12 protein-coding genes, 2 tRNA genes and 1 pseudogene are annotated in these 12,779 nt (G+C 33.2%); 2 read left to right on the top strand and 13 right to left on the bottom strand.

The window, feature by feature from the left end; translation table 11 throughout:
- The first annotated feature begins 432 nt into the window (after positions 1-432).
- Positions 433-1,287 (top strand): aldo/keto reductase, encoded by an 855-nt coding sequence (locus J3U09_RS00510; RefSeq protein ID WP_267356656.1) that lies wholly within the window; start codon positions 433-435, stop codon positions 1,285-1,287.
- Between the two features lie 8 nt (positions 1,288-1,295).
- Here J3U09_RS00510 and J3U09_RS00515 read toward each other — a convergent pair whose 3' ends face one another.
- Positions 1,296-2,264: a helix-turn-helix transcriptional regulator gene (locus tag J3U09_RS00515; RefSeq protein ID WP_267356658.1), complete on the bottom strand. Its 969-nt coding sequence runs from the start codon at positions 2,262-2,264 to the stop codon at positions 1,296-1,298.
- A 126-nt stretch (positions 2,265-2,390) separates the two neighbouring features.
- Here J3U09_RS00515 and J3U09_RS00520 point away from each other — a divergent pair, with 126 nt between their 5' ends.
- Positions 2,391-2,771 (top strand): VOC family protein, encoded by a 381-nt coding sequence (locus J3U09_RS00520; protein ID WP_065734095.1) that lies wholly within the window; start codon positions 2,391-2,393, stop codon positions 2,769-2,771.
- A gap of 291 nt (positions 2,772-3,062) precedes the next feature.
- Here J3U09_RS00520 and J3U09_RS00525 read toward each other — a convergent pair.
- The 12 genes and pseudogenes from J3U09_RS00525 to sbcB form a co-directional block, all read right to left on the bottom strand.
- Positions 3,063-3,138: transfer RNA gene (locus tag J3U09_RS00525), tRNA-Gly, on the bottom strand.
- Positions 3,139-3,157: 19 nt separating this feature from the next.
- A tRNA-Leu gene (locus J3U09_RS00530) sits at positions 3,158-3,245 on the bottom strand.
- Positions 3,246-3,466: 221 nt separating this feature from the next.
- Positions 3,467-4,021 carry a CDP-diacylglycerol--glycerol-3-phosphate 3-phosphatidyltransferase gene (gene pgsA / locus J3U09_RS00535; protein WP_065562116.1) on the bottom strand — a complete coding sequence of 185 codons (555 nt, stop codon included), beginning with the start codon at positions 4,019-4,021 and terminating at the stop codon, positions 3,467-3,469.
- Between the two features lie 107 nt (positions 4,022-4,128).
- A complete protein-coding gene (gene uvrC, locus J3U09_RS00540; protein ID WP_065734100.1) occupies positions 4,129-5,964 on the bottom strand; it encodes an excinuclease ABC subunit UvrC in 1,836 nt (611 codons plus the stop codon).
- Between the two features lies 1 nt (position 5,965).
- Entirely contained in the window at positions 5,966-6,643 is a 678-nt protein-coding gene (gene artM / locus J3U09_RS00545) for an arginine ABC transporter permease ArtM (protein ID WP_065562114.1), read from the bottom strand.
- A gap of 9 nt (positions 6,644-6,652) precedes the next feature.
- Complete coding sequence (gene artQ, locus J3U09_RS00550; protein ID WP_218059990.1) at positions 6,653-7,423, bottom strand: arginine ABC transporter permease ArtQ; 771 nt, start codon at positions 7,421-7,423, stop codon at positions 6,653-6,655.
- A gap of 84 nt (positions 7,424-7,507) precedes the next feature.
- Positions 7,508-8,242, bottom strand: a complete 735-nt coding sequence (locus J3U09_RS00555; RefSeq protein ID WP_267353237.1) for a transporter substrate-binding domain-containing protein — start codon at positions 8,240-8,242, stop codon at positions 7,508-7,510.
- Between the two features lie 29 nt (positions 8,243-8,271).
- Complete coding sequence (gene artP / locus J3U09_RS00560; RefSeq protein WP_220226030.1) at positions 8,272-9,000, bottom strand: arginine ABC transporter ATP-binding protein ArtP; 729 nt, start codon at positions 8,998-9,000, stop codon at positions 8,272-8,274.
- 310 nt (positions 9,001-9,310) lie between these two features.
- Positions 9,311-9,940 (bottom strand): annotated as a pseudogene (locus J3U09_RS00565) (ElyC/SanA/YdcF family protein); the annotation flags it as partial.
- Between the two features lies 1 nt (position 9,941).
- Positions 9,942-10,631 carry a CidB/LrgB family autolysis modulator gene (locus tag J3U09_RS00570; RefSeq protein WP_267331068.1) on the bottom strand — a complete coding sequence of 230 codons (690 nt, stop codon included), beginning with the start codon at positions 10,629-10,631 and terminating at the stop codon, positions 9,942-9,944.
- Positions 10,628-11,071, bottom strand: a complete 444-nt coding sequence (locus J3U09_RS00575) for a CidA/LrgA family protein (RefSeq protein ID WP_267331920.1) — start codon at positions 11,069-11,071, stop codon at positions 10,628-10,630. The genes J3U09_RS00570 and J3U09_RS00575 overlap by 4 nt, the downstream gene beginning before the upstream one ends.
- A gap of 106 nt (positions 11,072-11,177) precedes the next feature.
- Complete coding sequence (gene sbcB / locus J3U09_RS00580) at positions 11,178-12,614, bottom strand: exodeoxyribonuclease I (protein WP_267356660.1); 1,437 nt, start codon at positions 12,612-12,614, stop codon at positions 11,178-11,180.
- Positions 12,615-12,779 lie beyond the last annotated feature (165 nt).

The raw sequence follows: 12,779 nt of genomic DNA on the forward strand, positions 1-12,779 counted from the left end.
TAAACAGTTAAAAAGTCTTGCAGGTTAAACTATAAAAAAAATAGTATTGATGTCTTATATAAATAAGGCATCAATAAAAATCACTGAGTTGTTAAACACATAATAAGCATTTCAAAAAGATCTAATATGATCCGCCACATCCGATTGAATCTGCATCAAACGATTAAAAGCGGGGTGTGAGTGCTGATTGATATATGAATTATATTAGCTTCATACATATCTCAAATTAAATAAGTTTCGATATTGAAATTACTCGTGACTTTTTTTAATGACTTTATCGGGTTTTTCATCAATTTTGAATATCGTGATATTTCAATAAAAGACCTAAGTTAATTAATGAAAATTTTTCATTAGTGCATGTTTTTTTACCTACTTTATCATTGTAGTAAGCTGTTTAATAATAGGCTAACTACAATAACTGAGGTATGAGCTATGAAAAAAACAATAACATTAAATAATGGTATCGAAATGCCTATCTTAGGGTTTGGTGTTTTTCAAATGACCGATAAGAAAGAGTGTGAAACAGCCGTACATGATGCAATTGATTCTAGCTATCGGTTGATTGATACAGCTGCAAGTTACCAAAATGAAACTGAAGTTGGTAATGCTATTCGTGCACATGGGATTGATCGAGCAGAATTATTTATTACGACTAAGTTATGGTTGCAAGATGCCAATTACAGTGGTGCTAAGGCTCAATTTGAACGTTCATTAAATCGTTTGCAATTAGACTATGTTGACTTATATTTAATTCATCAACCTTATGGTGATGTTCATGGTGCTTGGCAAGCAATGCAAGAGCTTTATTCAGCAGGTAAAACTCGTGCTATTGGCGTAAGTAATTTTCAACCTGATAGATTAGCTGATTTAACTGCATTTCATTCCATTATTCCTGCCGTAAATCAGATTGAAGTTAACCCATTCCAACAACAGCTTGAAGCCGTGCCTTATATGCAAAAAGAGAGCATAACTCCTCAAGCCTGGGCACCGTTTGCTGAAGGGAAAAATGGTTTATTTACCCATCCGGTGTTAGGTCAAATTGCCGTTAAATATGGTAAAACAATAGGGCAAGTGGTATTACGTTGGTTAGCACAACGAGGTATTGCAAGCTTGGCTAAATCTGTGCGTAAAGAGTGTATAATTGAAAATCAAGATATCTGGGATTTTGAGCTTTCGGATAATGATATGCAACAAATAGCAGCGCTTGATACAAATACAAGTCAATTTTTTGATCATCGAGATCCAGAAAAAGTAAAATGGTTAACCAGCCGGAGATTAGATGTTTAAATTTTTAGTTATTGAGGATAATTTGACATAAATGAATTGACAGTTTCTTTGTAAGATTTAACTAATTTTTCCGCTCGTTCAACGAGTTTTTGACGTATATGCTCAGGCTCTAAACAAATACATTTATGACCTAAGCTTAGTAAAATGCCATAACTGTAGTCATCATCAATAAAGTTAAAATCTACAAGATACTGTTGTCCATTTAATTTCTTAATATCTTTTTCATCACAAAAATCTAAAATACGTTCCAAAAGCGATTCATCTATTAGCAATTTTATTTTAAAAATCTTTTTTTTCATATCCGCTTGGAATAAAGAGAATGCTTCAGGCGTTGTCTGCTTAATAAATTTAGTGTTTGTTTTTCTAATATTTGACATTTTTGACAATTTAAATACACGAAAGTCATTTTTAGTTAGACAAAAAGCTTGTAAATACCATTCTTTTTCCTTAAAAATAAGTTTATATGGCTCAATTAAACGTGAGGCTTGTTTATTCCTAACACTTAAATAATCAAACGATAAAAGCATTTGCTCTTTCAGTGCCAGTCTTATAATAGATATTTTGTTATCAATATTTTGTTTAGATAACCAAGGCGATAAATCAACAATAAGTTGATTTAAGTTATTTGTCACTTCATCAAGTTCTTGTTCTGATAAAAAACTCTTTATTTTCTCGAGTGTTCTTAAATTTTCACTTTCTTTTAAAACCGGTGAGGATAATAAGTTGAGGCCTTTTAATAAAACAATGACATCTTCTTTAGTGAATAGACCTTTACTAATTTTATAATTTTTTAAAATACTTATTCCACCGGCACTTCCTTGATAGGTAATAATGGGTATTCCCGCTCCCTCTATAACTTGTATATCTCGGTAAATAGTACGCAATGATACATTTAATTTTTCTGCTAATTCTTTACCAGTTATTTTTTCTCTTTGTAGCAATACCATGATGGTAGTAATTATACGATTAATTTTCATGCTTTATGTTTGCAAAATAATTTAGATTGAATTTTAAATATGACATACGGTTGTCAGCAATGCTACATCAAAATAGAGATAACTAAAATTAATTGAACTAATTTTTATCACTAAAAGGAAAGAAAAATGTTTAAACCTAATAGCGTTATTGTTTATGTCAAAGATGTCGATGCTAGCACAGAGTTTTACACAAAAATACTAGGGCGTCCACCAGCTAAAACTTATCCTGGCTTTGCTGTATTTTTATTGAATGATGGTTTTATTTTGGGACTTCAAGAGGCCGATAAAATAACACCAAAGGCACCTAATCATTATGGGGGATTTGAGCTTTCATTTAGTGATGTAACAAAAAATGAAGTAGATGAGATTTATGCGACATGGAAAGAACTAAACGTCAAAATTGAACTCGAACCTCAAATGCTCGATTTCGGATACACATTTGTAGGAAATGATCCTGATGGTCATCGACTCCGTGTTTGTGCTACCGACACTTCAAAATTTGAGTGAAATAATGTTTTAAGAAATTAAGACAATTGGTGTTTTATTATGTAGCCATTGTTTATGAGGAATTAACTTCATAAAAGATAGGGGGGGGCACCCGAGCATCTCGTGGATTTGATTTCGTATGGGAAGAATCTGATTGAGCTTGCGGTGATAATTTCAGTTGCAATAAACATTAATAAATTAATTGTATTTAAACAAGTATATTTCTCAAATTTCATTCAAGTTTAGAACTAGTTAGGCATTAATCAAAATTTGATCTTTTTGGGCTTCAATGGTTTGTAGTTGATTCAATATTGGAGCGGGAAACGAGGTTCGAACTCGCGACCTCAACCTTGGCAAGGTTGCGCTCTACCAACTGAGCTATTCCCGCATAAGAGAAGTGTTTTAAATGGTGCCCGGGGCGAGACTTGAACTCGCACGGCCAAAAAGGCCGAGGGATTTTAAATCCCTTGTGTCTACCGATTTCACCACCCGGGCTCAAAACTTATTACGTAAGGTAATCCGCTTTGAATGCAGTGCATTTTACCTATCTTGAGATTTCAGTCAACATAAATTTTGGATTAATTGTTTAATTGCTCAATGTTTAACTTATTGTTGGTTTAATATTGAGTTTTTGGGGATTGAGAAGTGTAATTTTGTGAACTTACAGAAGATAACAAAATTACACTAAAACTAACGATTATCGACTTTTTGATAAATTATTCTTCATCTAATAAGTCACTTTGCGCTATCCATAAATATTGGAACATGGATAATAACGTTAAAATTGTAGCTAAAAAAAGTGCAGCTAGCCCCGCATATATGACAAGATCGCAAGGACGCCAAAGTAACCAAGTTAATGCTGTCATTTGAGCAATTGTTTTAATTTTGCCAATTGAAGATACTGCAACATTACCTCGTTTGCCAATTTCAGCCATCCATTCTCGTAATGCAGAGATAATAAGTTCACGAGAGACGATAATTATTGCAGGAATAGAAATCCACCACGCCTGATAATATTGCGTTATAAGAACCAATGCGATTGTTACCATTATTTTGTCGGCAACAGGATCTAAAAAAGCACCAAATTTAGTCGTTTGACCTAATCGGCGGGCAAGGTAACCATCAAAAACATCTGTAACTGCGGCTATTAGGAAGATTAATGCCGAAAAAAAGCCTGACCATTCATGAGGGATTAAATAAAATGCCAACACAAAAAATGGAATCAGTATTACTCGAAATAATGTTAAGAATGTAGGTAAGTTAATTTTCATGTGACATTAGCTCATATTGTTTTATTAATCAAATGGTTAGCGACAATTAAAAAAACAGGGTTTTCTCATTGATTATGTTGCCTGAAAAATGTTAATTTTTCAATGTGTTATTGCTGTAAATTTAGATAAATTTTTTCAGCTAATGATTTTGAAATACCTTGAACTTGCGCAATTTCATCTATACTGGCATTTTTCAACTCTCTAAGCCCACCAAAATGCTTGAGTAATGCTTGCCGTCTTTTTCCACCAACGCCTTCAATATGCTCTAAAGCGCTGTCAGTTAACTGCTTAACGCCTTTTTTACGTTGACCAACAATTGCATGATCGTGCGATGCATTTCGAATTTGTTGAATAAGCAGTAAAGCAGGGGAATGATAATCCAGATAATATCCTTTTCCATGAGCTTCAAAGAATAGTGTTTCTAATCCCTCTTTACGTTCAGCACCTTTGGCCACACCAATTAAAATAGGGTGGTTTTTATCCCAGTTTACGTCTAAATTATCAAAAACCCTTAACGCTTGGTTAAGTTGACCTTTTCCTCCATCTATAAAGATGATGTCTGGGATCTTATCTTCAGGAAGATCTTTCTTACTATAACGACGGGTTAAGACTTGCTCCATTGCCGCATAATCGTCTCCAGGCGTGATACCATTTATATTGTAGCGACGAAACTCAGATTTAACAGGACCTTTATCATCAAAAACGACACAAGATGCAATTGTGTTTTTACCCATAAAATGGCTTATATCAAAACATTCCATTCGATTGATTTTATCAATGCCCAAAAACTCTTTTAGTGCATCATATCGTTGTTTAATGGTTGAATTTTCGAGTAGTTTATTTTTTACTTCAGTTTGAGCATTAACTGTTGCAATATTTAATAGTTTAAGATTATCACCTTTTGGTTCATCAACTATTTTTACTTGATGTTCAGCGACAATAGATAAAGTATCTTCCATTGCTTGCTTATCAGATAATGAAAAATTGAGAAGAATTTTCTTCGGAATATTTCTATTTTGATTTCCTTGTAAATAAAATTGTCCTAAAAATGTCTCGATCACTTCTTCTAGTTCAGTATTAGATGGCACTTTTGGAAAATAAGAACGATGTCCAAATGTTTGACCATTTCGAATAAAGAGTACATAGATACAAGCTAAGCCGAGTTCGTAATGGAAACCAATCACATCTAAATTATCATTATTGTTATAGATAGCTTGTTTTTCATTTATGTGTTTGATCGCTTGTAGCTGATCTCGTAATGCGGCTGCTTTTTCAAAATTAAGTTCACTACTGGCTTTTTGCATATCCGCAGTAATTTTTTGCAAAATTTGGTCTGATTGTCCGGAGAGAAATAACCTTACATAATTAACTTGTTCATTATAATCTTCGTCGCTAACTAAGCCTGGTACACAAGGCCCTAAACAGCGTTTGATTTGGTACTGTAAACAAGGACGAGTTCGATTACGATAAGTGCTATTTAAACATTGTCTTATTGGAAATGTTTTTTGTAATAAGGCAAGAATTTGTTTTACCGCATATCCACTCGGATAAGGGCCAAAAAACTCATCTTTTTTTCGATTAATTGCACCACGATACAAAGACAATTGAGGATGTCTTTCTTTACTTAATTTGATAAACGGGTAGCTTTTATCATCTTTAAGCAAAACATTGTATTTGGGTTGATATTTTTTGATATAAGTTTGTTCGAGTAATAATGCTTCAGTCTCTGTATTGGTGATGGTAAATTCAACTCGATGAATATGACTTACCAATCGATCGGTTTTGATCGTTTTTTTACTGCTATTGAAATAGCTTTTTAAGCGATTATTGAGATCTTTCGCTTTTCCCACATAAATAATGGTATCTTTATCATTAAACATTTGATAGATACCTGGTTTATGTGGGACTGTTTTTAGAAAAGATGCTGTATCAAATTGGCTCATATTAGTTTTCAAAGGTGAGGGCTTTTTTCTCTATTATCCTCATAATGGTGCTTAAAATACCATTTATCAAGAGGTAAATGAGCCCTGCAACCATAAAAATTGAGAAGTCATAGTATTCACCATTTAATGCATTACTATATCCCATTAAATCCATAACAGGAATCATTGAAGCTAAGGCTGTACCTTTTACCACAAAAACGACTTCGTTAGAATAAGTAGAAAGAGCACGTTTTAATGCATATGGCATGACAATTTTAAGAGTTTGTCTTTTGTTCATACCTAAAGCGCTACATGCTTGCCACTGTCCTTGTGGAACAGATTTTAATGCACCATAAAATATTTGTGTAGTATAAGCGGCACTATTAAGCGTTAAAGCTAAATAAGCACAAAACCAAGGTGAAGAAATAAAATCATAAAAAGCAGGAAATTTACTTAAATATTCACCAAATTGTGATGGTCCATAATAGATTAAAAACAGCTGTACTAATAATGGTGAACCAGTAAAAATAATGATATAAGCGCGAATTGTTTTCGTTAATAGCTTAGAATTTAACGATAAAAGACATGAAAAAACAATAGCCAAAATACCAGCCGTTAATATACCGAATATACTTAGACTTAATGTATCAGGTAGACCTTGAAGAATGATTTTTAGATAAAAAATAAAATTATCAGACATAAAATAACCTTACTGACTATTGGCTGATGGTTCAAAATGGGTTGCACGTTTTTCAATACGTGAAATAATTTTTTGACTTAAAATTGATATCACTAAATAAATAATCATCGCAACAAAGTACCATAAAAAAGGCTGATTGGTTCGGGCAACTATTGTTTTGGTTTGCATCATCAAGTCATCTATTGCTATTGCCGAAACAAGGGCCGTATCTTTTAATAAGATTAACCATTGGTTGCTTAAACCGGGTAGTGCGTGTCGCCACATTTGTGGCATGATGATACGAAAGAAAGTTCGAGATTTGCTTAATCCTAAAACTTGAGCTGCCTGTTTTTGTCCGCTTGAAATCGCTTTAAATGCACCGCGTAACGTTTGTGAGGCATAAACCGCGTAGAGTAATGATAAAGCAAAAACACCGCATAAAAATGGGTCTGGTTGGGTATTATGAATACTCATTTTTACGGTAAACGATGTAAAGCCGAGAGGAACGGTAAAGCCATCATCTAATGCCATCAATAGCAGTGGTAAACCAGTATAAATCGCAACCACAATTAATAATTCGGGTAAAGCTCGAATGGTTAAATTGAATAGCGACATTAGCCATGCAACGGGTTTGAATGGTACTGATTCTAAAATAGTAAAAATGAACGCAAAAAACATTCCAACGACTAACGATACAAATGCTAATGATAACGTAATCGCGGTAGCTTTCGTAAGCGGCAAAATATACCCATCCATAGAAGAGAGTAACAAGTCTATACCGTGTGCAAAAAATTCTGACATAAAAGAACCGTAGTTAAATTTAAAAAATAAACTCGCCGCAGAATATGCGGCGAGATAAATAAGAACTGATTTTGTTATTAATAATTATTTACTAAACCATTTTTTATAAATAGCATCTAATTCGCCATTTGCTTTTAGTTTATCGATTGCTTGATTAAATTGTTCAAGTAATTGATCATTGCCTTGACGTAAAGCAATACCTAAACCTTCACCAAAAAATTCATGATCGGTAATTTTATCGCCTAAAGCAACGATATCAGCATCTTTACCTAACCATTCACCAGCAACAAAAGAGCTTGAAACAATAGCATCAATACGTTTAGCTTTTAAATCTAAGAAAGCAAATTGGTAGCTATCATAGCTTACTGCTTTAACATCAGGATATTTTTCATTTAAATATTTTAAATAAGTTGTACCTTTTTGAATACCAACTTTCTTACCTTTTAGCTGATCAAGACTTGTTAAGGAATCTTTTAAAGTAACAAATTGGATTGAGCTATCATCATAATAGATTTTTGTAAAAGCAACTTGCTTTTGACGTTCAGGTGTAACATCAATACCAGCAATAGCAGCATCGATTCGACGAGTTTTTAAACTAGGAATTAATCCATCAAATGATTGATTTACAATGTTACAAGTTACTTTCATTTCATCACAAAGTTTATTCATGACGTCAATATCAAAACCGATGATTTCGTTTTTATCATTAGTAAATTCGAAAGGTGCATAAGTCGCTTCGGTACCAATGGTTAACGTTTCTGTTGCTTGAACTGCAAATGCAGATCCTGCAAGTATAATAGCTAGTAATGTTTTTTTCATATATCCACCCAATCAGATTTTTATTAATATTAATGCGATAGATAAGCTTTGAACTCTTCAGTTTTTGGATGAGCAAAACACTCAATTTGACCTTGTTCAACAATCTTACCATGTTCCATGTAAATCACTTGTGAAGCAACTTTACGAGCAAAATCGACTTCATGCGTAACAATAATCTGTGTAATTCCTGTCTGTGACAGTTCATTAATGATTTCTGCAATTTGAGATGTGATTGCAGGATCTAAAGCTGCTGTTGGCTCATCAAATAGCAAAATTTTAGGTTCCATCATTAAGGCTCTCGCAATAGCCACTCGTTGCTGTTGACCACCTGAAAGGTGAAGAGGGTAACGATGGGCCATTTCATCAATTTGTAAGCGAGCCAAAATTGACATGGCTTTTTCACTTGCTTCTTTTTTCGATAGTTTCAAAACTTGGCAAGGGGCTTCAATTAAGTTCTCTAAAACAGTTAAATGTGGCCATAAGTTGTAATTTTGAAAAACCATGCCAACATTTTTACGTAAAGTTCGAATAGTTGATTCACTTATTTTTTTGGAAAAATCAAAATGTGAATCCGCAATTGTCATTTCACCAGACGTTGGTATTTCAAGTAAGTTAAACACTTTCAGTAAAGAACTTTTACCTGCACCGCTCTGACCAAGTAAAACAATTGTTTCACCTAAAGGGTAACATAAAGAGACATCATTTAATGCCTGATGTTTACCATAAAAACAGTTAATATGGTTTAATTCGATATTCATTAGTATTAGATAAACTATTTAAATTTTAATTGACTAAATATTACTTTTTTTTGCATAAAAATGCAATCTAAATTATTAGACAACGATACTTTAGCTTGATTTTTAAGCTAAAAACCCGGCTCCTCAACTTTTTTTATTGTCGTTATTTTAGTGTTGTATCAAGTTGTTTGTATAATTATCAGTACTTAGAATTATAAAAAACATGAAGATTAAATAATAATGTGAGATATATGACCATATACTTAGTTCAAAAACCCCGTTCCTCAACTTTTTTTAGATTTATATAATGTTATTAATTTTGATTATTAATGATTGGGATGGTAGGACCAAGAAATTTAGGTTCTTTGTTCAGGATGTAAAGATCAACAAAAGCACTTACTCGTGCAAACATCTCTCTAATTCGAACTAACTTCATGCTTTTGGGCGCAGGGACAGCAAAACATTGAGCTTGAATACCTTGCGCTAACGCAATAAACATTGCTCGTTCACAATGGAATTCTTGAGTAATAATAGTAAATTCATCTGCGTCAAAGACTTTATTTGCACGAACAATTGAATCGAAGGTTCTAAATCCAGCAAAATCTAACACAATGGCATCTTTTGGGATGCCTGCTTTTATGAGATCTTTCTGCATCATTATTGGTTCGTTATAATTTAATTGTGCATTGTCTCCACTTAGCAATAAATAATCAACTTTACCTTGCCAATAGAGATCAATCGCACCATCTATTCGACTGCGATAAAAACCATTGATTCCGCCATTTTTTACATATTTAGATGTTCCTAATACAACACCAATTGTTCGGTAGGGAAGTTTGTTTTCATCGTGATAAATGTAAGGTGCTGTCTTATAGCTTATCCAAAAGTCGAGTCCAATTACTAAGGCAAGTAGTAATGAAAAAAAAGCAATAAAATAAGCAATAAGTTTTTTTAACTTCATACTAAAACCAATCAAAAATAAATACCATTATTGGGAATAAAAATGGTGCTGTTAATGAGGTCATAATACCACATAAAACTAGAGATAGGGAGCTATAAGCCCCTTCGTTATAATTGACTTCAATACAACGCGCTGTACCTACAGCATGAGATACTGCACCAATTGATAATCCTCTTGCTGAAGGAGTTTTTATTCTAGCAACGTTCAATAATTGATGACCAAAAATACCGCCTAGTGTTCCAACAAGTATTACGCATAATGCAGCGATTGATTGAACGCCACCCTCATTACCAGCGATGGTGACCGCGATGGCTGTTGTCACTGATTTAGGTAATACTGATGCAGCAATTTCTTTACTACCCCCTAACCATAATGCAATAAACACACCGGTTACCATAGACGCTATGGAGGCAGTGAAGGTGATAATCATGATTGACTTCCAACGGGCTTTTATTTGTGGAATGAGTTCATATAAAGGATAAGCCAAAGCAATGACAGAGTAAGGAAGTAGATCGTTAATAATTTTTACGTTTTTAACATATTCAACATACTCGGTATTTGTTATTAATAAAATAGGGATTAATACAATAACCGAAATGACTAATGGGTTAAATAACGGATTTTTAATTTTAAATGAGATTCTTCTAATAATTAAAAAAACCAAAACGGTTAATGGTAGCATCCATATCATGATTGGTTCTCCCTATTATCGGAGGTTTTAACGACTTTTTTATGCAGATGTTCAGTTAAAAAAGCGGTTAAATATAAGACAATAACTGAACCACCAACACTAGCAAAAATTATCGGTATCCAATTATCTAAGAGTAATGAATAATTATCCATTATCCCCATCGCCGCAGGAATAAAGAGCACCGTCATGTATCGCATGAAAAGATTACAGCTATTTTTTATCCAACACGTTGGTATTAATTGAAAAGTTAATAAAATGAACAAAATCAATAAACCAATAATACTTCCAGGGATCATGATTGGTAAGATTGCAGATATGACATTTCCTGCCCATAAGCAAATGGTCAGGATAATCAAGCCTCGACCGTAGCTAAATAGTGTGTAGTATAAAGAATAAAGTCGATGCTTAATGGTTGCATGTTTGGCTAAAAAGTGTTTCATAAATTAAATGCTAATTGTTTAAAACTTAAATTATGATTACCAATTCTATAGTAAGAGATGGCATTGTACTTTGAACAGGCGTATATGATACGCCCGTAACATTTAATTATCCAACTAAATAATGACAATATTGATATAGTTGTTTTAGTAATGCCAGCTTTTCAGGTTTTTGTATATAAATCTCAGCAAGTTGTTCAAGGGTTTGCATATAATCTTGAACTTTAGTTGTATCTAGTTTATCACGACAATGATCTTGCCAGATTCGTAACTCTTGTTCAGTTAACGTTTCTGGATAGTTTCTAGCTTTATAACGAAACAGTAATTTTGCTAATCTTGGATCATCAAAAGCTAACGATAAACTATCTAATAATTGGGGGGGAGTAGTTCGAATCGTTTCACAATTTAATAAATCATTTCCATTTAAAAAGCCTGCATATATTTGTGCATCGACATCATTATTGTTATTTGAGTATTCATTATCCATGCCAAATAGTTCACGCATTTTACATTGTAATAAACTTTGATTTTCCAGTAGTTTTTGTTGATTTTCTAAGCATTTTTGTTTATCAATATCAAAACGCTTTGCATTATCGGGTAATAGTGTACTCAATGGCGCAATGATTGGGCATTTGTTAATATGAATTAGTTTTAATGGGATACGTTGTTCATCAACATCAAGATCTTCAGTTTTAGTGTAGAGTTTCTCTCGAATAGTTTCGACTGGTAAATTAATCAGTGAATCGATATCTCCAGTAAGATCGCAAACAATCACTGCATTTTTTTGATTTGCGTGCCATGCAATAGGGCTAACTAATGACATGTTACCTCGATAACTACCTAACATGCCAGAAACGTGAATTATTGGCGTCATGTTGGCAATATCGATAAGCTCGACAACTTTATTTTTATTACGTAGTGTGAAGAAGTAATTGAATAACTTTGGTTGTACTTGCTTAATTAATTTTGCCATCGCAATGGTGGCGTAGACATCAGACATAGCATCATGCGCATGTTCATGTTTAATATTATTAGCTTTAGTGAGATCTTCTAATCGAAAACTAGGGAAACCAGATTCATTTATTGGCCAATTAATCCCTTCCGGTCTTAATGCATAACAAGCTCGGACGACATCTAGTAGATCCCATCTTGAATTACCGTTTCGCCAACTATAAGCATAAGGGTCATAAAAGTTACGGTATAAGATGTTGCGAGTCACTTCATCATCAAAACGAATATTATTATAGCCTAAGATACACGTGTTAGGTTGGCTAAATGCTTCATGTATTTGTTTGGTGAATTCGGCTTCACATATACCTTTTTGATTTGCTTTTTGTGGTGTTATTCCAGTTATTAGCACAGCTTCAGGGTTGGGAAGATAATCTTGGGCTATTTGACAATAGATGACTAAAGGTTCTTCAATAATATTAAAATCACTGTCAGTTCGAACACCAGCAAACTGAGCAGGGCGATCTAAAGCTGGATTTATGCCAAAAGTTTCATAATCGTGAAAATAAAAGGTTATCTGCTGTGAATTATTTTTCATTATTTTATAATTTTTTGTATTTTAATTTATTAAATCAAGCTGTTTTGTTTATTGGCTATAGGATGATATTCAAGTCTGATATTGAAAAATATTAACTAAATATCGATAGTTATATATTTTATATTATATCAGATTTAATGAGAGTAATGTGGGATAAAATAAAAT

It is taken from the genome of Gilliamella sp. B2889 (genome assembly GCF_026536885.1).
GTDB classification, from domain to species: Bacteria; Pseudomonadota; Gammaproteobacteria; order Enterobacterales; family Orbaceae; genus Gilliamella; species Gilliamella apicola_E.